General features: G+C 69.5%; 21 protein-coding genes. 17 read left to right on the forward strand and 4 right to left on the reverse strand.

Annotated elements, in window-relative coordinates; all coding sequences use genetic code 11:
* Nucleotides 1-41 precede the first annotated feature (41 nt).
* Nucleotides 42-413, reverse strand: coding sequence for a cupin domain-containing protein (locus tag U5918_RS16090; RefSeq protein ID WP_336002653.1), 372 nt, complete (start codon nt 411-413; stop codon nt 42-44).
* Nucleotides 414-502: 89 nt separating this feature from the next.
* On the opposite strand from U5918_RS16090, the gene U5918_RS16095 reads away from it, so the two are divergent.
* A complete protein-coding gene (locus U5918_RS16095; RefSeq protein ID WP_336002655.1) occupies nt 503-1,696 on the forward strand; it encodes a hypothetical protein in 1,194 nt (397 codons plus the stop codon).
* Here U5918_RS16095 and U5918_RS16100 read toward each other — a convergent pair.
* Complete coding sequence (locus tag U5918_RS16100; protein WP_336002657.1) at nt 1,693-2,295, reverse strand: DUF7998 family protein; 603 nt, start codon at nt 2,293-2,295, stop codon at nt 1,693-1,695. The genes U5918_RS16095 and U5918_RS16100 overlap by 4 nt on opposite strands.
* Before the next feature lie 62 nt (nt 2,296-2,357).
* Entirely contained in the window at nt 2,358-3,005 is a 648-nt protein-coding gene (locus U5918_RS16105; RefSeq protein WP_336002659.1) for a helix-turn-helix domain-containing protein, read from the reverse strand.
* Nucleotides 3,006-3,233: 228 nt separating this feature from the next.
* Here U5918_RS16105 and U5918_RS16110 point away from each other — a divergent pair, with 228 nt between their 5' ends.
* From U5918_RS16110 to U5918_RS16160, 11 genes are read left to right on the forward strand one after another with little or no spacing between them, the layout of a single operon-like run.
* Complete coding sequence (locus U5918_RS16110) at nt 3,234-3,878, forward strand: hypothetical protein (RefSeq protein ID WP_336002660.1); 645 nt, start codon at nt 3,234-3,236, stop codon at nt 3,876-3,878.
* Nucleotides 3,878-4,585: a QcrA and Rieske domain-containing protein gene (locus tag U5918_RS16115; RefSeq protein ID WP_418771324.1), complete on the forward strand. Its 708-nt coding sequence runs from the start codon at nt 3,878-3,880 to the stop codon at nt 4,583-4,585. The genes U5918_RS16110 and U5918_RS16115 overlap by 1 nt, the downstream gene beginning before the upstream one ends.
* Nucleotides 4,585-5,994 carry a cytochrome b gene (locus tag U5918_RS16120; RefSeq protein ID WP_336002661.1) on the forward strand — a complete coding sequence of 470 codons (1,410 nt, stop codon included), beginning with the start codon at nt 4,585-4,587 and terminating at the stop codon, nt 5,992-5,994. The genes U5918_RS16115 and U5918_RS16120 overlap by 1 nt, the downstream gene beginning before the upstream one ends.
* A gap of 1 nt (nt 5,995) precedes the next feature.
* Nucleotides 5,996-6,163: a DUF8120 family protein gene (locus U5918_RS16125; RefSeq protein ID WP_336003359.1), complete on the forward strand. Its 168-nt coding sequence runs from the start codon at nt 5,996-5,998 to the stop codon at nt 6,161-6,163.
* The gene (gene narG / locus U5918_RS16130; protein ID WP_336002662.1) at nt 6,160-9,060 is read left to right on the forward strand and encodes a nitrate reductase subunit alpha; all 2,901 of its coding nucleotides are present in this window, start codon (nt 6,160-6,162) and stop codon (nt 9,058-9,060) included. The genes U5918_RS16125 and narG overlap by 4 nt, the downstream gene beginning before the upstream one ends.
* The gene (narH, locus tag U5918_RS16135; RefSeq protein ID WP_418771325.1) at nt 9,057-10,136 is read left to right on the forward strand and encodes a nitrate reductase subunit beta; all 1,080 of its coding nucleotides are present in this window, start codon (nt 9,057-9,059) and stop codon (nt 10,134-10,136) included. The genes narG and narH overlap by 4 nt, the downstream gene beginning before the upstream one ends.
* Nucleotides 10,126-10,944, forward strand: a complete 819-nt coding sequence (locus U5918_RS16140) for an ethylbenzene dehydrogenase-related protein (protein ID WP_336002664.1) — start codon at nt 10,126-10,128, stop codon at nt 10,942-10,944. The genes narH and U5918_RS16140 overlap by 11 nt, the downstream gene beginning before the upstream one ends.
* Nucleotides 10,944-11,645, forward strand: coding sequence for a molecular chaperone TorD family protein (locus tag U5918_RS16145; protein WP_336002666.1), 702 nt, complete (start codon nt 10,944-10,946; stop codon nt 11,643-11,645). Before U5918_RS16140 ends, U5918_RS16145 begins: the two co-directional genes overlap by 1 nt.
* Complete coding sequence (locus tag U5918_RS16150) at nt 11,642-12,553, forward strand: DUF8068 family protein (RefSeq protein WP_336002668.1); 912 nt, start codon at nt 11,642-11,644, stop codon at nt 12,551-12,553. Before U5918_RS16145 ends, U5918_RS16150 begins: the two co-directional genes overlap by 4 nt.
* A complete protein-coding gene (locus U5918_RS16155; RefSeq protein WP_336002670.1) occupies nt 12,550-13,383 on the forward strand; it encodes a HEAT repeat domain-containing protein in 834 nt (277 codons plus the stop codon). Before U5918_RS16150 ends, U5918_RS16155 begins: the two co-directional genes overlap by 4 nt.
* Nucleotides 13,380-14,672 (forward strand): P-loop NTPase, encoded by a 1,293-nt coding sequence (locus U5918_RS16160; RefSeq protein ID WP_336002671.1) that lies wholly within the window; start codon nt 13,380-13,382, stop codon nt 14,670-14,672. The genes U5918_RS16155 and U5918_RS16160 overlap by 4 nt, the downstream gene beginning before the upstream one ends.
* Here the strand turns inward: U5918_RS16160 and U5918_RS16165 are convergent.
* The gene (locus tag U5918_RS16165; RefSeq protein ID WP_336002672.1) at nt 14,669-15,475 is read right to left on the reverse strand and encodes a DUF7839 domain-containing protein; all 807 of its coding nucleotides are present in this window, start codon (nt 15,473-15,475) and stop codon (nt 14,669-14,671) included. The genes U5918_RS16160 and U5918_RS16165 overlap by 4 nt on opposite strands.
* 115 nt (nt 15,476-15,590) lie before the next feature.
* Between U5918_RS16165 and cbiT the strand changes: the two genes are divergently transcribed.
* From cbiT to U5918_RS16190, 5 genes are read left to right on the forward strand one after another with little or no spacing between them, the layout of a single operon-like run.
* Nucleotides 15,591-16,232 (forward strand): precorrin-6Y C5,15-methyltransferase (decarboxylating) subunit CbiT, encoded by a 642-nt coding sequence (gene cbiT, locus U5918_RS16170; protein WP_336002673.1) that lies wholly within the window; start codon nt 15,591-15,593, stop codon nt 16,230-16,232.
* Nucleotides 16,229-17,002, forward strand: a complete 774-nt coding sequence (locus U5918_RS16175; RefSeq protein WP_336002674.1) for a cobalt-factor II C(20)-methyltransferase — start codon at nt 16,229-16,231, stop codon at nt 17,000-17,002. Before cbiT ends, U5918_RS16175 begins: the two co-directional genes overlap by 4 nt.
* Nucleotides 16,995-17,891 (forward strand): cobalt-precorrin-4/precorrin-4 C(11)-methyltransferase, encoded by an 897-nt coding sequence (locus U5918_RS16180; RefSeq protein ID WP_336002675.1) that lies wholly within the window; start codon nt 16,995-16,997, stop codon nt 17,889-17,891. Before U5918_RS16175 ends, U5918_RS16180 begins: the two co-directional genes overlap by 8 nt.
* Complete coding sequence (gene cbiG, locus U5918_RS16185; RefSeq protein ID WP_336002676.1) at nt 17,891-18,883, forward strand: cobalt-precorrin 5A hydrolase; 993 nt, start codon at nt 17,891-17,893, stop codon at nt 18,881-18,883. Before U5918_RS16180 ends, cbiG begins: the two co-directional genes overlap by 1 nt.
* Nucleotides 18,880-19,785, forward strand: a complete 906-nt coding sequence (locus U5918_RS16190; RefSeq protein ID WP_336002677.1) for a precorrin-3B C(17)-methyltransferase — start codon at nt 18,880-18,882, stop codon at nt 19,783-19,785. The genes cbiG and U5918_RS16190 overlap by 4 nt, the downstream gene beginning before the upstream one ends.
* Nucleotide 19,786: the final 1 nt, after the last annotated feature.

Genomic DNA, 19,786 nt, shown 5'->3' on the forward strand with positions numbered 1-19,786 from the left:
ACGCCGTCCGTCCTCTTCCCCTTGTTCCGAATATGTTCGGCTCACGGTTCGAACGTTCCCTGCTGGAGGCCGCGGCGGACGGGTTCGTGCTCGGCGTCGGTCGGCGGCGGCGCGGTCACGAGGACCGCCTCCAGGCGCTCGTCGTCGTCGGCTCTGACGCCGCGATCGCGGCCGGCCGGCACGCTGACGACGGAGCCGGGTTCGACGGCGTGGTCGGTGTCGCCGTCCCGGACGATCCCGGTGCCAGACTGGACGACGACGGTCACGTCGCTGTCTGGCGCGTGGACGGGGATGAACTGCCCGGGCTCGAAGTACCCGCAGACGACCTTCGAGTGCTCGGTTCGGAAGACCCCCTGCGCGCTGAACTGCTCGTCGTCGTAGGCCCGCTCGTCGTCGACGTGGGTGGCTGGCATGTCCGATCCTACCGCCCGGCGCGTCCTGCCGGTTGTCCCGAACCGGTTCGGGGGCGGGACTTTTCTGGCGGCCGTGCGAGGGGTCTGATATGTCGACGGCGAGCGCGACCGTCTCGAAGTGGACCCGGCGGTTCGTCGCGGCCGGAGCCTGCTTTCTGGTCCTCTGGGGCCTCGCCGCCGTCGCCGGGCTCCCGCGCCGGACGGAGGTGACCCTCGCGCTGTTCGGCTTCGTGTTCCACACCCTCTTCGGGAAGGCCTACGCGCTCGTCCCCTCGTACTTCGACCGGGGGCTCGCGTTTCCGCACGCGCCGGCGGTCCACCTGCCGCTCTCCGTCGGCGGCGTCGCGGCCCTCGCGGCGGCTGGTCTGCCCCGGGTTCCGACCGCAGTCGCCGCCGCGGGCGCCCTGTTCTGGGCGACCGGCGTCGCCGTCTTCCTCGGGACGCTCGCCTGGACGGTCCGGGACAACCCCACGGGAGCCGAAACCGGGACCGGGGACCACGACGCCGACCGGCGGTCGGTGGATCGCTTCGCCAACGCCGCGATGCCCATCGCCTTCGCCTACCTCGCGCTCGGCAGCTACGCGCTGCTCGCTGCGCATCTCCCGCTCCCCAGCCCGTTCGACGGTTACGCCCCCCGACGCACGCACCTGTTCGCCGCCGGGACCGCCGCCCTGCTCGTCTTCGCCATCGGGTTCCGACTCCTCCCCCGTCTGCTCGTCGCGTCGCCACCGGAGTCCCTGGTCGCGCTCGCGCTTCCTTTCGGCGCGCTCGCACCGCTGCTTCTGGCCAATACGCTGCCCGCCGGCCCGTTCTTCCGGTTCGGGGCCGCCGTCGAGACCCTGGCGGTGGTCGCGTACGCGCTGGCAGTCCTGGCGCTCGTCGTCGAGAGCGACCGTGAACGGGTCGGCCGTTACGGCGTCGTCGCGGGTGCGCTGTTCGGCGTCGCCGTCGTCGGACTGGGGGTCCAGTTCGCCGTAGCCGGCCTCGACCCCACGCTCATCGCGTCCCACTACCGGTTCGCGCTGATCGGCTTCCTCGGGCTGACGATCGTGGGCGTCGCCGTCCAGTTCTACCCGCCGGCCGTCGGGGAGTTCCCCGTCGACGGCGACTGGATCGCCCTCGGCGCGATGGCGGGGCTGGGCGGCGGCCTCGTCCTCGACCTGTTCGGCCGACTCGCCGGTCTCCCGGCAGTCGCGACCGCGGGCCTCGGGATCGCACTGCTGGGCGCGCTCTCCTACGCCGGCCTCCTGTTCGGGATCTTCCGCCAGCGGGCGCGGCGCTAGAACGGCGTCTCCGGCCCGTCCGCGTACCCCTCCTCGTTGGGGACGCCCGGCTGACCACCGCCCGCGCCGCCGCGGGGATCCGGGAGCGCGCCGGACTCGAGGTAGCGAGCCTCGTGATCGCGGAGCTCCTCGTTGATCACCGAACTCTTGTGATGCATCCCGTCGACACGCACCCGAACGAGGTCGTACTCGTGGCGGTCGGCGAGGCCGTTCCAGGCGCGGAACGAGCCCTTCGCGAGCGTCGTGCTCTGGGGGCAAAACTCGGTGGTGGGCGTGAATTCGGCCCGGAGGACGCGGCGGTCGCCGGCGTCCGGCCCGTCGACGTCGGCGTCCGGACGCTCGCGGGCGTACCGGTAGCCCGCGTCGGGGTGGCGCACGTCGAGGTTGAGCCGGGCCAGGTTGTAGCCGAAGGTCATGTCGTAGACCCCGCGTTCGTCGAACAGCCAGCGGGTCAGCCGGTGGAAGGCGACGTGGTCCCGGCCCGTGAGCACGTCGTGATCGGTCAGAAACGCGCCGGGCTCGGGGATGCTCCCCGGGACGAACGCGTCGTAGTCGTCGAACGTCGCGTCGTCGGCGGAGAAGGGCGAGGGGATGTCCATACTCCCGGTAGGACCCGCCGATCCCTGTGTTCGGCCCCGAACACGTTCGAGGGTCGGCGGCGTCAGCTCTCGTCGGCCGCCCCGCCGAACAGCGCGGCCATGAGCTTCGTCTGCGCGGCGGCGAGGTGTTCGGCGAACGTCGACGGCGCGACCTCGAGCGCGGCCGCCACCTCCTCGGCGTTGGCGCCCTTCGGTCGCTCGAAGTAGCCCGCTTCGTGCGCGGTCCGCAACACTTCGCGCTGCCGGGGCGTGAACTCCCCCTTGTCGACGAAGACCGGTTCGGACCGGCTCCCGTCCTCGCCGGACCGCCGGAGCGACCGGACGGTGACCCCCTCCTCGCGCTCCCGCAGGTCGGCGACCACGTCGCGGAGGACGGCGAGGTCCTCGGCGATGAAGGAGAGCACGACCGAGCCGCCCTCGGCGCTCACGTCGCGCACCGGACAGCCGTGTCGCTCGACGAGTTCGCAGGCGCAGTTCTGCCCTGCCTGGCGTTCGAGCCGGTGGACCGTCTCGGAGTCGTAGCTGAACAGCGTCTCGCCGGGCACGTCGGACCCTTCGACGGTGGCGTCGGTGGTCACCTCGACGGTCACCGTTCCGTCGACGGGGCGACTCTGGGAGACCGACCGGACCCGCCCGCCGGTGCTCATCGGGGCGACCGGACAGCAGTCCGGTTCCCTGACAGCGACGGTTGCGAGGATGCCTTCGGCCATGTTCCCCGGTCGCCCGCCCCGGACAAAACCGTTGCCCTCGATTTAAAGGCCCCCTATTCAGTGGGTCGCACTCTAACAGCGGTCACGGCCCAGCCACACCTATTCGCGCTTCGACACCGACCCGACGGACGTTGGGACGGCGGACCGCCGGCGACGGCGCCGGCAAGGGGTCCGACCCGAGCGAGCGGTCGTCCCGCAGGTCGCGAATCGACGGCTTTCCGACCACGCATGCAAGGCAAAACGATCGTCATTCTGCTCGTACTGCTCGCGGTGTTGCTCCCGACGTGGTACGTGGCATCACAGGGCGAGCCACCGTCCGAGGAGATACAGATCGACCAGAGCGTCAACGAGATCAGCCCGCTCGAAGGGTTTCTCGACACGCCGAACAAACTGTCGCCCAGCCAGGTCGGGGTGATCGTCTGGATCGCCCTGTTTGCCCTCGTGGGCACCCTCGCCTTCTTCCATCGCTTCATGAACCGCGCGGCTCGGCCCGACGCCGGGGTCGACGCCACGGTTCGGGGGACCTCGGAGGCGACCGATGGCGGGGCCGCCGAGGGCGCCAGCGGGCCCTCGTCCGATTCGCGCTCCGACGGGGGCGTCGTCTCGCTCCCCTGGATCGAGACCGAGGATCGCTGGCTCGTGGAGTACCACGCAGCCAGCGACGCGAAGGAGGGGCTGATCGCGATGGGCGGGCTGACCGTCCTGACGATCGCCTTCGCGGCCCTGTTCACCGGCGAGTACCTCACGCTGGCCCGGACCCAGTACTTCGGCGTCTACGCCTTCGGGATGTTCATGTCGCTGACCGGGCTCACGGTGTCGTACTACGCCTGGTTCATGCCCCACATGGAAGTGGCCGAACGGAGGGGACACTGATGGACCGCGAGACGACCGACGCCGATCTGGGCCGGACGTACCCGACGGGCGACGAGGGTGACGCGAGCGACGGCGGCTGTCCCTGTTCGGCCACCGGCGACGCGATGGCCGGCGGCCGCCCGAGCATCTACCAGGACTTCTACGGCGACTGCCGCGCCGAGATGGAGCGCCGCGACTACGCCAAGGCGCTCGCGACCATCGGCGGACTCACCGCCGTCGGCAGCCTGACCGCGCCGCTTTTGAGCCTGACGCAGGTCTTCGAGCGCGAGTACACGGGGCCGATCTACTCCGACGGCGTCGCGCTGGTCGACGACGCCGGCGAGCGGATCCAGGAGGGGCGGCTCTCGGCGGGCGAACAGCTGACCGTCTTCCCCGAGCCCCGGCCCGGACTGGCCGACTCGCCGACGCTGCTCGTCCGGTTCGAGGAGGGCGAGTACGGCGGCGACACGAACCTCGAGTACACCGTCGGCGGGTACGCCGCCTACTCGAAGGTGTGTACCCACGCCGGCTGCATGGTCGCCGACCGGGACGGCACGACGATGGTCTGTCCCTGCCACTCCGGCCGGTTCGACCCGCTCTCGGGCGCGGCGGTCACCGGTGGGCCGCCACCACGCAAACTCCCGCAACTCCCGATCACGCTGTCGAGCGAGGGGCACCTCGTCGCTACCGCCGACTTCGAGGGCACCATCGGCCCGGGGGGTGAGTGATGGGGCGACTCGACCGCATCTACGGCTTCTTCGACGACCGGCTGGATCTGACCGAGAGCCAGTCGTTCCTCGGGAAGGCCTTCCCCGCAGAGGATTCGTTCCTCCTCGGGGAGGTCGCCCTCTTTTGCTTCCTGATCCTCGTGCTGACGGGGATGTTCCTCGGCTTCTTCTTCGAGCCGAGCACCACGGAGGTCGAGTACGAGGGCAGCGTCGCCGAGTACCAGGGCGAGGACCTCCCGGAGGCGTTCGTGAGCGTCCTCAACATCACCTACGACGTGCCCTTCGGGATGCTCCTGCGCCGGATGCACCACTGGGCCGCGCACCTGTTCGTCGCCTCGATGGCGTTGCACATGCTCAGGGTCTTCTTCAACGGGGCCTACCGCAACCCGCGGGAGCTCAACTGGCTCGTGGGCACCGGGCTGGCCGGCACGTCGATGTTCGCGGCCTACACGGGCTACGCGTTACCGTTCGACGAGTTCGCCAGCACGGCCGTCGGCATCGGTTACAACGTGGCCCTGTCGGTCCCCATCATAGGCGAGACTCTCGGGCAACTGGTCTTCGGTGGGAGCTTCCCGTCCAGCGCCACGATACCCAGACTCTTCTTCCTGCACGTACTCGTCTTGCCGCTGGTCATCGCGGGACTGTTAGCGCTGCACATGGGGATCCTGATACGCCAGAAGCACACCGAGGCCGAGCGGGACGGCGACGTCCCGGGTCGTGAGCCCGTCGACCGGGACGACGGCAGCGTCGTGGTCGGTCTGCCAGCCGTGCCCAACCAGGTCGCGGTGAGCGCCGTCGTGTTCTTCCTGACGCTGGCGGTGCTCTCCCTGCTGGCCGGGTTCCTGCCGGTCCACAACATCGCCGAGTACGGCCCCAACAACCCGGCGTCGACCCCGTCGCTGGTGATGCCAGACTGGTTCCTGATGTGGGGCTACGGGTTCCTGAAGCTCGTGCCGTCGTGGCTGAGCTTCGACCTGCTCGGGATTCACGTCAGTTCCGAGTTCGTCGGCGGCCTGCTGCTGCCCGGCCTGGTGTTCGCGGTGGTGGCCGCCTGGCCGTTCATCGACTACAGCGAGGAGCAGGTCCACTTCGCCGAGAGCCCGCTGAAACGGCCCTGGCAGACGGCGGTCGGGATCGCCGGCGTGACCTTCATCATGGTGGCCTCGATCGCCGGCATGGACGTGATCGTGGCGGACCTCGTCGGCGCCTCGACGGCGGCCATCAGGCCGTACCTGCTCGGGGCGCTGCTGACCGTCCCCGTGGTCGCGGGGTTGATCACGTACGTGACGCTCCGTGAACCGGACGCGGACCCGCCCACGGAGGGCGAGGAGACGGCGGCGGACGGGCGAGGCGAATCGGGCGGTCGAACTGACGGCGACGCGAGCGACGACGGAGGTACGGATGACTGACATGGCACTGGACGCACGGCGGTATCGCTGGCTGGATCGGGCGAGCAAACTCGTCGGGGTCGCGCTGATCGCAGCGGGCCTCGAGGTCGGCGGCGGCACGGCGACGGGCCTCGTGCTGGCGGCGCTGGGCGTGACCTGTGGACTGGCAACCGTGGTGATCGACCGATGAGCGGCGGCCGGGACACAGGGGAGGACGCGGCGGACGTCGACGCCGCGCGCCGGGACTTCCTGAAAGGGATCGGCGCGGCGACGGCGGTCGGCGTCACCGGGTTCGGCCTGGGACAGCAGAGCGAGATGAACAGTTTAGAGGTCGTCGACGATCCCATCGGGGAGTACCCCTACCGGGACTGGGAGGACCTCTACCGCGAGGAGTGGGACTGGGACTCGACGGCCCGGTCGACCCACTCGGTCAACTGCACCGGCAGTTGCTCGTGGGAGGTGTTCGTCCGCAACGGCCAGGTCTGGCGCGAGGAGCAGGCCGGCGACTACCCGCAGTTCGACGAGGACGCGCCCGACCCGAACCCCCGGGGGTGTCAGAAGGGGGCCTGTTACTCCGATTACGTCAACGCCGACCAGCGCATTCTCCACCCGCTCCGTCGCGTCGGCGAGCGCGGCGAGGGGCAGTGGCAGCGGATCTCCTGGGACGAGGCCCTGACGGATATCGCCGAGGAGGTGATCGACACGGTCCAGGACGGAGAGTACGACGCCATCTCCGGGTTCACCCCGATTCCGGCGATGAGTCCCGTCTCCTTCGCCAGCGGCTCCCGCCTCATCAACCTGCTCGGTGGCGTCTCCCACAGCTTCTACGACTGGTACTCGGACCTGCCGCCGGGTCAGCCGATCACCTGGGGCACCCAGACGGAGAACGCCGAGAGCGCCGACTGGTACAACGCCGACTACATCATCGCGTGGGGCTCGAACATCAACGTCACGCGGATCCCCGACGCGAAGTACTTCCTCGAAGCCGCCTACAACGGCACGAAGCGGGTCGGGATCTTCACGGACTACTCGCAGACGGCGATCCACACCGACGAGTGGATCAGTCCGGAACCGGGCACCGACACCGCCCTGGCGCTGGGTATGGCCCGCGTCATCGTCGACGAGGGGCTGTACGACGCGGCCCACCTCAAAGAGCAGACCGACATGCCGCTCCTGGTTCGCGAGGACACCGGGAAGTTCCTCCGGGCCAGCGAGGTGCGGGGACTCACCGTGCAGGCCGACCGCCCCGACCAGATGTTCGTCATGCAGGACGCAGGGGGGAACCTGCGCGTCGCGCCGGGGTCGCTCGGTGAACGCGACGGCCAGTACGATCCCAGCGAGAGCATCGCGCTGGACTTCGATCCGCAACTGTCGGTCGAGCGCGCGGTGTCGACGACCGACGGCAACGTACAGGTTCGATCCGTCTGGAACAACCTGACCGACGAACTGGAAAACTACACGCCCGAGTACATCTACGAGGAGACCGGCGTGGGCCGGCAGACCCACCAGGAGATCGCCCGGGAGTTCGCGGAGGCCGAGAAGGCGAAGATCATCCACGGCAAGGGCGTCAACGACTGGTACCACAACGACCTGGGCAACCGCGCGATCCAGTTGCTCGTCACGCTGACGGGCAATCTGGGCGAGCAGGGCACGGGCCTCGACCACTACGTCGGCCAGGAGAAGATCTGGACCTTCAAGGGGTGGCAGACCCTCTCGTTCCCCACCGGCTCGGTCCGGGGCGTGCCCACGACGCTGTGGACCTACTTCCACGCGGGCATCCTCGACAACACCGACCCCGACACCGCGGCGAAGATCCGCGAGTCCGTCGAGAAGGGCTGGATGCCGCTCTATCCCTCGGAGCGGTCCGACGGCTCCCGTCCGGACCCCTCGGTCCTCTTCGTCTGGCGGGGCAACTACTTCAACCAGGCCAAGGGCAACGTCGCCGTCGAGGAACAGCTCTGGCCGAAACTCGACCTCGTCGTCGACGTGAACTTCCGGATGGACTCGACGGCGATGAACGCCGACATCGTCCTGCCGACGGCGAGCCACTACGAGAAACACGACCTCTCGATGACGGACATGCACACCTACGTGCATCCCTTTACCCCGGCGGTCGAACCGCTGGGCGAGTCCAAGACCGACTGGCAGATCTTCCGGGAACTGGCCGCGAAGATCCAGGAACTCGCCACCCAGCGCGGGATCGACCCGATCCCCGACCGGAAGTTCGATCGCGAGATCGACCTGACGAGCGTCCACGACGACTACGTCCGGGACTGGGAGACCGGCGAGGCGGGTGCGCTGACCGGTGACAAGGCGGCCTCCGAGTACATCCTCGAACACTCAGAGGAATCCAATCCCGAGGGCACCGACGAGCAACTCACGTTCGACGACATCGACGAACAGCCACGACGGTTGCTGGACACGGGCGATCACTGGACCTCGCCGATCGAGGAGGGCGAGGCCTACACGCCCTGGAAGCGCTACGTCCAGGACAAGGAGCCGTGGCCGACGTTCACGGGGCGCCAGCAGTACTACGTCGACCACGACTGGTTCCTCGAACTGGGCGAACAACTGCCGACGCACAAGTCGCCGCCGACGCTGCAGGAGAAGTCGGACTACCCGCTGCGGTACAACACGCCGCACGGGCGGTGGTCGATCCACTCGACCTGGCGGGACAACGAGAAGATGCTCCGCCTCCAGCGCGGGGAACCCGTCGTCTACCTCAACCCCGAGGACATGGCCGAGCGGGGCATCGAGGACGGCGACACCGTCACGGTGTACAACGACCTCGCCGAAGTCGAGGTCCAGGCCAAGGAGTACCCAAGCAGCGAACCCGGCACCGTCAGGATGTACTTCGCCTGGGAGAAGTTCCAGTTCCCCGACGGCGACAACTTCAACAGCCTCGTCCCGATGTACATGAAACCCACACAGCTCGTCCAGTATCCCGAGGACACCGGCGAACACCTGCACTTCTTCCCCAACTACTGGGGTCCCACCGGCGTCAACAGCGAGGTCCGCGTCGAGGTCGAAGCGATCGACGGCGCGGACGGCACTTCGGGGGCGACCGACGGAGGTGACGGCCAGTGAGTTCCCAGTCCGACGGCGGCGGCAGCGAAACGCCGGAGGGCGTCGACCTCGCGGAGGGGATCGACCACCAGGTCGCGATGGTGATGGACCTGAACAAGTGCATCGGCTGCCAGACATGCACCATCGCCTGCAAGACCAACTGGACCGAGGGCGGCGGCCGGGATTACATGTACTGGAACAACGTGGAGACCCGGCCCGGCTCGGGCTACCCGCGCGACTGGGAGGAGATGGGCGGCGGCTGGGAGTCCGACGAGCACAGCGAGCGGTCGCCCGGCCAGCTCCCCGAGAAGGAGGAGTACGGCCGCGCCTGGGAGTTCAACCACGAGCAGATCTTCTACGAGGGCAGCGACGAACCGCTCCGCCCCATGGACGGCGCGGAGTGGGGCCCCAACTGGGACGAGGACCAGGGCGCCGGCGAGTACCCCAACTCCTACTACTTCTACCTGCCCCGGATCTGCAACCACTGCACCCACCCCTCCTGCGTGGAGGCCTGCCCGCGCTCGGCGCTGTACAAGCGCGAGGAGGACGGCATCGTCCTGGTCGACCAGGAACGCTGCCGGGGCTACCGCTACTGCGTCGAGGGCTGTCCCTACAAGAAGGTGTACTACAACTCGGTGACGAAGAATAGCGAGAAGTGCATCTTCTGTTATCCCCGCATCGAGGGCGAGGGGCCGGACGACGAGGTCCGACCCCCGTCCTGTGCGGCGGACTGTCCGCCGCAGTTGCGGCTCGTGGGCTTCCTCGACGACGAGGAGGGGCCGATCCACAAGCTCGTGAACGAACACGAGGTGGCGGTCCAGTTGCACCCCGAGTACCGCACCGAACCCAACGTCTTCTACATCCCGCCCTTCGCCCCGCCACAGCACTCCGACGCGGGCGAGAGCCTCGAGTCGGAGCGCATCCCGCGCAACTACCTCGAGGAGCTGTTCGGCCCCGAAGTAAACGAGGCGCTGAACACGATCGAGCGCGAGCGCAACCGGGTCGAACGGGGCGAGGAGAGCGAGGTGATGGACATCCTGACGACGGACAACCCTGCCCAACAGTATCGGCTGGAGGTCTTCGACGATGAAGAGTAAGGAACTCGCCCTCGCGGCCGTTCTCGCCGTGGCACTGGTCGCGGCGACGCTCGCACTCCCGGCGGTGGTCGACGCGCGGCCGGCCTTCGCCGTCCCGGTCCACGAGGACGAGGGCGAGGGGACCTACAGGGACCCGGCGAGCGGTGACTGGTCCGAGGCACCGGCGGCGACACTCGAGATGGCAAGCGCCCCGAGCGGGCTGCCGAACGCGTCATCGACGACCGTGGAGGAGGCGAAACTCCAGGCCGTCCGCACCGACGAGCGGCTCTTCCTGAAGCTCAGCTGGGCCGACGCCACCAACGACACCGAGACGGGTGACGTGGGAGCGTTCGCCGACGCGGCCGCCATCCAGTTGCCGGTCGACGAGAGCGCCCGGCCCCCGATCGCGATGGGCGGGGCCGACAACCCGGTGAACGTCTGGTTCTGGCGGGCCGATGCCACCCAGCAGGAACTGCTGGCGGGCGGCGCCGGGACGACGACGCCGATGAACGGTACCGTCGCAACCGAGAGCCGCTACGTCGACGGCCAGCGGGAAGTCGTCTTCTCGCGCGACCTCGACGCCAGCGGTGCGAACCGCACGTCGGTCCCCGCGGACGAGGACCTGGACGTGGCCATCGCGGTCTGGAACGGCTCGGCCGACGAGCGGTCGGGCCACAAGGCCGCGAGCGACTGGTACTACCTCGCACTGGGCGCCGGGCCGCAGGGGCCGCCGTACGAACTCCTGCTGTGGGTGATCGCCGGCCTCGCGATCGTGTTCACGACGCTCGTGACGATCGAGGGCGTCCGCCGGACCCGGGGTGACAGCTGATGGCGGCGAACGACGCCCCGGGTGGCCCCGGCGCGCTGGCGGGGGAGGTCGAGAGCGACGCGGGCGCTCGCGGCGCCGTCTACGCGCTGCTTGCGGCCGCGTTCGACCAGCCAGACGAGGAACTCTACCGGGCCATCGAGACCGGCGCCTTCCGCGAGGAACTCGCGGCGCTGGTCGACCGGACCGCGCTGGACATGGCGGTGCCGGATCTGACCACCGAGGACGACTACGAACACCTCTGTGCCCGGTACAACGACCTGTTCGTGATCGGCTTCTCGGAGGTCGTCGACGCGACCGACGGGACGATGCGCCACGAGGAGCCGCCGGTCTCGCTGTACGAGTCCGCACACCGGCCGGAGGTGTCCTGGAACGACGTGAACCTCGACCTGGCGCGGGCCTACGAGTACTTCGGCTGCCAGGTCGACCAGGAGGTGCGGGACAACCACGACCACCTCCAGTTGCAACTGGAGTTCATGGGCTATCTCTGCCGGCGGGAAGCGGCGGTCGACCCCGACGTCGCCGCGGCGCGACTGGACTTCCACGACCGCCACCTCCGGGTGATCGGCGAGGCCGTCGCGGACGCGCTGGCGGCCGAACCCGGGACCGAGTTCTACGGCGACCTCGGCGCGTTCCTCGACCGGTTCACCGACGCCGACGTCGAGGACCTGGCGGCCCGCCGCGAGGGGGGTGGATCGGCGTGAGCCGCGAGTCCCACGCGACGGGGCCGGTCGCCGAGACCGAGGGCGCCGAGGATGCGTCCCTCCTGGCGACGCTCGCGAGCGTCGAGGCGGACGGCGATCGGATCGAACTGCTCGCCGGTCTCGCCGGCCTCGCGATCGTGGCGCTCGGGCTGGCACTCCGGATTCTGCACAACGCGCCCCTGGACGGAGTCGCGGTGCCGGGAGTCGCCTTCGCGGCGCTGGAGACGGCGACGCCGCTCGCGCTGGGGGCCGCGCTGTTCGCCGTCGCGCTCGCGGCCGCCGAACCGGCACGCCGCGTCGGACTGCTGTTCGCCGGTGCCTTCGGCCCGCTCGCGACGATTTCGCCCGCCGCGACGCTGCCAGCCGTCGGCGGCGTGATCGGCGGCGGCGCGCTCGCGGTCGTCGGCTCGCTCGACACCCCGCGGACCTACCGGGAGGGCAGGCGCGCAGCCGTGCTCCTCGGGTTCCTGGCGGGCGTCGCCTGCTCACTCGCCGCCGCTATCGGCGTCCTCGACGGCGCGATGGCGATCGGCGCGGGGCTCACCCTGCTCGCCACGGCGGCGCTCGCGCTGCTGGTCGAAACCGACCGGACCGCAGCGCTCGCCGGACTGGTGACCGTGGTCGGCGTGATCGCGGTCATCGTCTCGGCCCCGTTTCTCGTCGGGAGCGTCCTGCTCGTCGGGTTCGGCGTGGTCGGCGTGCCCCACCTGCTCGTCGCACTGGCGTTCGGGGGGGCCGTTCCGGCGGCCGTCGCCGGGCTGACCCGGGGGAACACACGGCTCGCGGTGGGTGCGTCACTCGTCGCGCTCGCGGGCGTGCCTGCAACCTTGCCACGCGCGATGGCCGTCCTGCTCGGCGTCGCACTGCTCGTGCGGGCAACGGGCGAGATCGCGGAGGTGACGACGTGAGAGATCCCGACGAGGCGACCGACGGACCGACGGATCCGCGCGTCCACCCCGAGCAGAGCCCCGGCTTCGGCGAGGACCCCGAGGGGCTGGAGGACATCGAAGTGAGCCGGGACGTGACCATCGGTGAGGCCACCCCGAGAGAGCTACAGGCGACCGACCTCGCACCCGTGGCCGACGCCTCGGCCGCCGAGAAGATCGACGACCTGCTCTCGGGCGATCACGTCGAGCGGCGACGGGCCGCCCTGGCACTGGGGGAGGAACGGCCCGAGGAGGCGGTGCTGGACGCCGTAATCGCCGCGACGAACGACGGAGACGACGACGTGCGCCAGTTCGCCGTCGAATCGCTGGCGAGTCTGGGCGGCGAGCGGGCGGCCGCCGCCGTCGTCGAGACGCTCGGCGACGAGGACCCCTGGGTGCGCGCGGAGGCGGTCGTCGCGCTCGACAATATCGACCGACTCGAGTACGAGGACCACATCGAGGCCGCACTGGACGACGACCACCACGCCGTGCGCCGGAACGCGGCCATCTCGCTGTTCAAACACCGCGGCGAGGACCTGCTCCCGGTCCTGCTGGAACAGTCGCGGGCCGACAGCGAACGCTTGCGGGAGTGGGCGGCCCACCTCATGGCCGGCGTCGAGGACGGGCGGGCGACCGAGCGGCTGACGGAACTGGCCGACGACGAGGACGAACCGCAGGTCGTCAGGAGCACGGCCGCGCGGGCCGTCGAGGCCGATCCCGGCAAGTTCCGGCGGCAGTTCACCGGCGGCATCGAGGGCGAGAGCACGGCGCTGCCGGGCGAAGACCGACTCAACCGGAGACCCGACCTATGAGTTCAGAGGACACCACCACGACGGAACCGCTCTCCGATCGCGTCGAGGCCGCGCTCCGGAAGGTGCGCGACCCCGACGCCGACGTGAACGTCTTCGAGGCAGGGCTGGTCGAGGACGTGCGGATCGCCGACGGCGACGTCACGGTCCGGACCGACCTCTCCGAGTTCCCGCCCAGCGAGGGCCAGGCCGTCACGTCGACGATGATGCGCGCTGTCTCCGAGGTCGAGGGCGTCGAGCGCGCCCACGTCGAACAGGCACCTCGCGGCGTCGACACCGACGGACGCGAGGTCGGCGTCGGCACGGCAGAGCGGGTGATCGCCGTCGCCAGCGCGAAGGGCGGCGTCGGGAAGACCACCGTCGCGACGACGCTCGCCTGTGCGCTGGCGGCCGATGGCGACGACGTGGCCCTGTTCGACGCCGACATCCACGGGCCGAACGTGCCCGAACTGCTCTCGGTGAGTGGCCCGGTGCAGTCCGACGACGAGGGCCACCCGGTTCCCGTCGACGCGAGCGCGGCCGATGCGGACGAGGCGGCCGGCGCTCTCGAAGTGATGAGCGTCGGGTTGATGAACGACAGCCAGCCGCTGGCCTGGCGGGGGGCGATGGCCCACGACGCGCTGACCGAACTGTTCGAGGAGACGGCGTGGGCCAGCCCCGACACGCTCGTGATCGACCTGCCGCCGGGGACCGGCGACGTGGCGCTGACCACGCTGCAGGAGGTCCGGGTCGACGGCGTCGTGTTCGTGACGACGCCCTTCCACGCCGCGGTCTCGGACACCCACCGCTCGCTGCAGCTGTTCGAGGAGAACGAGGTCCCCGTGCTGGGCGTCGTCTCGAACATGGGGGAGTTCGTCTGTGACTCCTGCGGCGAGCACCACGACCTCTTCGACGGCGACGATCCCGTTGGTGCCCTTGAAGTCCCGATCCTCGCGGAGGTGCCCTTCACCGGCGAGATGCAGTCCGACCCCCGACCGACAGCCGACGGCGTGCCCGACGTGGCCCGGGAACTCGCGGGGGCCGCCCGCGACCGGATCGAGGAGATCTGGACGGTGGAGGTTCCGGACGGGGCCGTCGACCTGCGCGGCGTTCCCCCCGAAGAGCGCCGCGGTCGGGTCCGGGACGCCTTCGAGGCGCTCGAGTCAGGGGAGCGATTCGAGGTGGTCAGCGATCGGAATCCGGGACCGGTCCGGGAGTTCCTCGTCGATCTGATCGACGGCCAGAACTTAGAGACCTTCGAGGTCAAACGGCAGAACCCCGACACCTGGCGGTGCCGGACGCGAAAACCCTAATCGACTGCGTCGACGATCTCGTAACTCACGTTGTCCTCGCGCAGTCGGTCCGTGTGGCGCGCGAGTTCCGTCTCGACCGAGAGGAGGAGGACGTCCTGCCCGCGCGTGGCGGCCTCGCGGACGGCCTCGGGGGTGCCAAAGCGCAGGTCAGGCTCCCGGTCGGCGTCGCGGGCGGCCACGAGCGCCTCCGTCCCGGCGACGGCGAGCAGGTCGTGCTCGTCGGCCAGCCCGGCCACGCGGTCGGCGTCGACGGCGCGGCTGCCGCCCTCGTCGACCCGTGGCAGGGAGACCACCGTCACGTCGCCGAGCTCGTAGTCGAGGACGCCCTCGAAGTCGGTGACGCCCACGTCGGTTCCGGCTTCCGCGGCGGTGACGGCGACCGCCGTCGCGGAGCCCGTCGATCCGGGCGTGGCCTGCATCGTCCCCTCGTGCATCGACAGCGAGACCGGTTGCCCTTCCTCGATATCGCCGGTCGCGAGCGCCGTCTCGATCTCGACCTGGCCGATGACCTCCTCGGAGACGTGGCTGACGTACTCCTCGAGGCGGCTGGTGTGGGAGATCAGCCAGTCGACGCCCTCCTTGGTCACCTCGTAACGGCCGCGGCCGTGTTTGCGAACGAAACCCTGCTTGATGAGGTCCTGCAGGTAGTCGCTGACCGCCTGTGAGGTGACGCCGATGGCGTCGGCGACCTCCTGCTGGCTGACCGCCGGCTGGCGTTCGGCGATCTGGACGAGGATCTGGTACCGGGTCGCGTCCCGCTTGCTCCTGAGTACGTTCCCCTCGCCGGACTCCTCGCCCGTCATGGCTGCCCCTGCGTCCCGGAAACTCAAGTACCTTTGCCATACTCCCGCCTGGCTTTCCCTCCGCGCTGCGATCACGCGCCGAACGGCAAATCCACTCTCACTAATACAACCAAAATTGTTTTATCCGACACTCCGGTTGTATTCGGTGATGTCCCGCGTAGCGCTCCCACACGACGCGAAGGCGGGGCCGACCAAGCCCGAGGTCCGGGCCGTGTTGCTCTCGAAGCTGGGGCTCACGGACGCGGACCACTTCGCCGAGGTCGGCTCCTGTACCGGAGCGGTCACCATCGAGGCCGCGCGCCGAGCCGGCCGCGTCACCGCGGTCGAACGGAAGGAATCGCGCCTTAAGACCACCCGGAAGAACCTGGCGGCAAACGAGACCAGCGCCGAGGTCGAGTTGCGCGAGGGGGAAGCTCCCGACGGGCTCCCAGAGGACGCGGACGCGCTCTTCCTCGGCGGCAGCCGCAACTACGAGGCCGTCCTCGACCACGCCGTCGCGACCGGCGTCGACCGCGTGATCATGAACGTCTCGCGGCTGGAGGTCGCCGGCGCGGCGACCGACGCCTTCCGCGAGCGCGACCTCCTCGAAGAGGTCGTCCAGTTCCAGGTCAGCCACGGCTACGAACTCGCCGGCGCGACGAGTTTCGACTCGGACAACCCCGTCTACATGCTGATCGGGAGCGCGAGCGACGAGCAGGTTGCCGCGGATGGGGGTGAGCGAAGCGTAGCTTCGCGATTCCCGGAGGACCAGCCATGACCCTCTACGGCGTCGGACTCGGCCCCGGCGAGGCGGATCTCGTAACGGTCCGGGGGAAGCGCGTCCTCGAAGAGGTGGACGTGGTGTACTCGCCGGGCCGGCTCTCCCGCTCGGTCGCGACCGAACACGTCCCCGAGGAGCGCATCGGCGACCTCGACTTCCCGATGACACGCGACGAGGAGAAACTCCGGCGGGCCTGGAAGGAGGCAGCCGCCGAGATCGCGCCCCGGGCGAAAGACGGCGACGCGGCCTTCGTCACGCTGGGCGACCCCAACGTCTACTCGACGTTCGGCCACCTCCGGCGAACACTGGACGCCTTCCACCCCGACGTGGAGCTGGAAGTCGTCCCCGGCGTCAGCGCCATGACGGCCTTCGCGACGGCGCTTGGCGTCGAGATCCCGGCCGGTTCGGGGCTGGCACTCCGGGAGGCCGATCAGGGGCGCTCACCGACCGGTCCCGACCGGATGGTCCTGTTCAAAGTGACCGACGCACCCGCGACCCACGAGGGGCTCGTCGATGCGGGCTACGACGTGACCTACGGTCGGCGGCTGTTCATGGAGCAGGGCGAGACGGTCGTCACCGACGACCCCGACGATATCGAGGAGCGCGATTACTACACCCTCGCCTACGCGACGCGGAGCGACGCCGAGGAGGACCTGGCCACGGCGCAGTTCGAGACGGCCTACGAGAACCCAGGTCCGGTCACGGAGGAGTGCGCCGAAGGGGTCGCTTGCGGCGACGAACTGCCGGAGGTGCGATCCGATGACTGATCCCGACGCGACCGACGGCGAGGATCCGACCGACCCGCAGGACGCCATCGACGCGACGGCGGGTCGGACGGACCGCGATCCGCGCGTCTACGAACGCAGCGCCGGCGACGAGCAGGAGGGGATTCCCTTCATCGGTGCCGGCCCCGGCGACCCGAAACTGCTGACCGTCGCCGGCCGCGAACTCGTCGAGGCAGCCGACCTTGTCGTTCACGCGGGGTCGCTCGTCAACAGCGAACTGCTGGAGGAGTACTGCGCCGACGCGGAGACGGTCTCCTCCATCGGCAAGGATCTCGAAGAGCTGATCCCGCTCATGCGTGACGCCTACGAGGCCGGCGAGAACGTGGTCCGCCTCCACAGCGGCGACCCGGCCATCTACGGCGCGGCGCTGGAGCAGATGGACGCCCTGGAACACGAGAGCGTCCCGACGTACTTCGTCCCCGGCGTCACCGCGGCCTTCGCCGCGAGCGCCACCCTCAGAACCCAACTCACGCTCAACGAGGTCTCGAACCACGTCGCCTTCACCCGGCCGCAGGGCAAGACCCTCGACGCCGACGAGGACCACATCTCCGAGTTCGTGGAGATGGGCGACGTGACGACCTGCATCTACCTCGGGACCCACGCCGTCGCGGAGACGATGGACCGACTGCTCGAACAGGGCCACGACCCCGAGACGCCGGTCGCCGTGGTCTACCACGCGTCCTGGCCGGACGAGGACGTGATCGAAGGGACCATCGGGACCATCGGCGACCGGGTGACCGAAGCCGGGTATCGCGCCTCGGCCCTCGTGATCATCGGCGAGGCCGTCGCTGGCGACGGCTACGAGCGGTCCTACCTCTACGACGGCTGGGCCAATCGCGGGAGCGAGAGCGAAACGGAGGCCGACGACTGATGAGCACTGACACCGACGACGCGGCGGACGACGACTCTGGCGAATCGAGCGGCGGCCACTGTTCGACCCCCGACAGCGACGGGGAGGTCGCCGAGGAGATCGCGATCGTTTCCTTCGAGCGCAAGTGGGACACGGCCGAGGAGATCCGGGCCGAAATCGGCGATCGCTACGAGTCGATCGATCTCGTCGAGTACCACGGCGACGTCTTCGCCGAGCACTGGGGCGAGTACGACTGCTTCGTCGGCCTGATGGCCAGCGGCATCGCGATGCGCAAGACTGCGCCGCTGCTAGACGACAAGTGGGACGACCCCGCCATCGTCGTCGTCGACGAGGAATTGACCTGGGCCATCCCCATCACCGGCGGTCACCACGGCGCGAACCAGGTGGCCGACGACCTGGCGACGATGGGTGCGGTGCCGGCGATGACCACGGCCTCGGAGGCCGCGGACAAGCAGGGCGTCGAGAAACAGGCGAAGGCTCTCGACGCGCACGTCGTCAACGGCGACTCCACTGTCGCGACGAACCTCGCCGTCCTCGACGACGAACTGGGTCCCGTCGAGCGACTCGACGGGCCGAAGGCGGTGATGGTGGACGACGACGTCACAGTACTGAAGCGCAACGGCGACGACGGCGTCGTCCTCGGCACCGGGAGCGTCTCCGGCGCGAAGAAAGAGCAGTTCGAGGCCGCCTGGAGATCTGCCCTCGAAGGCACCGACTACGAGATCGCGGACGTGGACTTCGTCGCGACCGGGACCCGCAAGGAAGAGGAGGACGGCCTGCTCGACGCCGCGGCCGAACTCGATCTGGGCGTGATCTCCTTCGAGAAGGAGACCCTGGAGGAGTTCGAGGGGCCCTCTCCCTCGCGCTCGAAGGAGCTGATCGGCTGGCCGGGCATCTCCGAGGCCAGCGCCATCGCTGGCGGGCGCGAGCACGAACTGCTCCGCGAGAAGGAGCGCTACGACGAGGCCGTGACGGTGGCGATCGGACGATGAGCGGAACCGAGGACAGTGGGGACGAAGGTTACGGCACCCTCTACGTCGTCGGCATCGGTCCGGGGCTCCCTGGCGGGATGACCCAGCGGGCCAAAGACGTGATCGCGACCGCCGACTGCGTCGTCGCCTCGAACCTCTACCAGGAGTTCCTGCGGAAGGACGGGACCCTGCCGCCCGAGAGCGCCGAAGTCGAGGCGGCCGCCGACGGAGGGGTTTCGGCCGCATCTGCCGACGAAGGAACCGTCCTCGAACGACCCGATGGGTCACGCCAGACGCTCGTCCGGTCGACGATGGGCCGGCAGGTCGAACTCGCCCGCGAGGCCTTCGAGCGCGTCCGCGACGGCGAGGACGTGGCCCACGTCTCCGGGGGCGATCCGAACGTCTACGGGAAGAGCGACCTGGTCTTCACGATGGCAGAGGCGGAGGACGCGACGGACGTCCCGATCGAGATCGTCCCCGGCGTCACGGCGGCGCTGGGCGGCGCGGCGACCCTCGGTGCGCCGCTCTCGAACGACTTCTGCACCGTCTCGCTGTCGGACAAGTGGCGCGGCTGGGACGAGATCGAGGAGAAACTCCGGGCCGCGGCCATCTCCGGGTTCGTCATCGTCCTCTACAACTGCTGGCGCGACTACGAGCGGGCGATCGAGGTCGTCCGCGAAGAGCGGGCGGCCGACGTCCCGGTCGCGATCGTCAACGACGCCGGCCGGGGCGATGCCGGCCGGAACGTCGAGGGCGAGACGAACACGATCACCACACTCGCCGACGTGACCGACCACGACGAGAAGGTCGGCGGGATGGGCTCCTCGATCCTGATCGGCACCCACGAGACCGAGGTCTGGGAGAACGACCACCGCGAGTTCCTCGTCACGCCCCGCGGCGGACGTGACGTGGAGGATTTCTGAA

The organism is Halorientalis sp. LT38 (genome assembly GCF_037031225.1).
In the GTDB taxonomy this organism is placed as follows: Archaea; Halobacteriota; Halobacteria; order Halobacteriales; family Haloarculaceae; genus Halorientalis; species Halorientalis halophila.

What these genes read in the sequence shown, in the direction of transcription:
- U5918_RS16090 (WP_336002653.1), bottom strand. Translation starts at nt 413, where the DNA reads ATGCCAGCCACCCACGTCGACGACGAGCGGGCCTACGACGACGAGCAG.
- U5918_RS16095 (WP_336002655.1), top strand. Translation starts at nt 503, where the DNA reads ATGTCGACGGCGAGCGCGACCGTCTCGAAGTGGACCCGGCGGTTCGTC.
- U5918_RS16100 (WP_336002657.1), bottom strand. Translation starts at nt 2,295, where the DNA reads ATGGACATCCCCTCGCCCTTCTCCGCCGACGACGCGACGTTCGACGAC.
- U5918_RS16105 (WP_336002659.1), bottom strand. Translation starts at nt 3,005, where the DNA reads ATGGCCGAAGGCATCCTCGCAACCGTCGCTGTCAGGGAACCGGACTGC.
- U5918_RS16110 (WP_336002660.1), top strand. Translation starts at nt 3,234, where the DNA reads ATGCAAGGCAAAACGATCGTCATTCTGCTCGTACTGCTCGCGGTGTTG.
- U5918_RS16115 (WP_418771324.1), top strand. Translation starts at nt 3,878, where the DNA reads ATGGACCGCGAGACGACCGACGCCGATCTGGGCCGGACGTACCCGACG.
- U5918_RS16120 (WP_336002661.1), top strand. Translation starts at nt 4,585, where the DNA reads ATGGGGCGACTCGACCGCATCTACGGCTTCTTCGACGACCGGCTGGAT.
- U5918_RS16125 (WP_336003359.1), top strand. Translation starts at nt 5,996, where the DNA reads ATGGCACTGGACGCACGGCGGTATCGCTGGCTGGATCGGGCGAGCAAA.
- narG (WP_336002662.1), top strand. Translation starts at nt 6,160, where the DNA reads ATGAGCGGCGGCCGGGACACAGGGGAGGACGCGGCGGACGTCGACGCC.
- U5918_RS16140 (WP_336002664.1), top strand. Translation starts at nt 10,126, where the DNA reads ATGAAGAGTAAGGAACTCGCCCTCGCGGCCGTTCTCGCCGTGGCACTG.
- U5918_RS16145 (WP_336002666.1), top strand. Translation starts at nt 10,944, where the DNA reads ATGGCGGCGAACGACGCCCCGGGTGGCCCCGGCGCGCTGGCGGGGGAG.
- U5918_RS16160 (WP_336002671.1), top strand. Translation starts at nt 13,380, where the DNA reads ATGAGTTCAGAGGACACCACCACGACGGAACCGCTCTCCGATCGCGTC.
- U5918_RS16165 (WP_336002672.1), bottom strand. Translation starts at nt 15,475, where the DNA reads ATGACGGGCGAGGAGTCCGGCGAGGGGAACGTACTCAGGAGCAAGCGG.
- U5918_RS16175 (WP_336002674.1), top strand. Translation starts at nt 16,229, where the DNA reads ATGACCCTCTACGGCGTCGGACTCGGCCCCGGCGAGGCGGATCTCGTA.
- U5918_RS16180 (WP_336002675.1), top strand. Translation starts at nt 16,995, where the DNA reads ATGACTGATCCCGACGCGACCGACGGCGAGGATCCGACCGACCCGCAG.
- cbiG (WP_336002676.1), top strand. Translation starts at nt 17,891, where the DNA reads ATGAGCACTGACACCGACGACGCGGCGGACGACGACTCTGGCGAATCG.
- U5918_RS16190 (WP_336002677.1), top strand. Translation starts at nt 18,880, where the DNA reads ATGAGCGGAACCGAGGACAGTGGGGACGAAGGTTACGGCACCCTCTAC.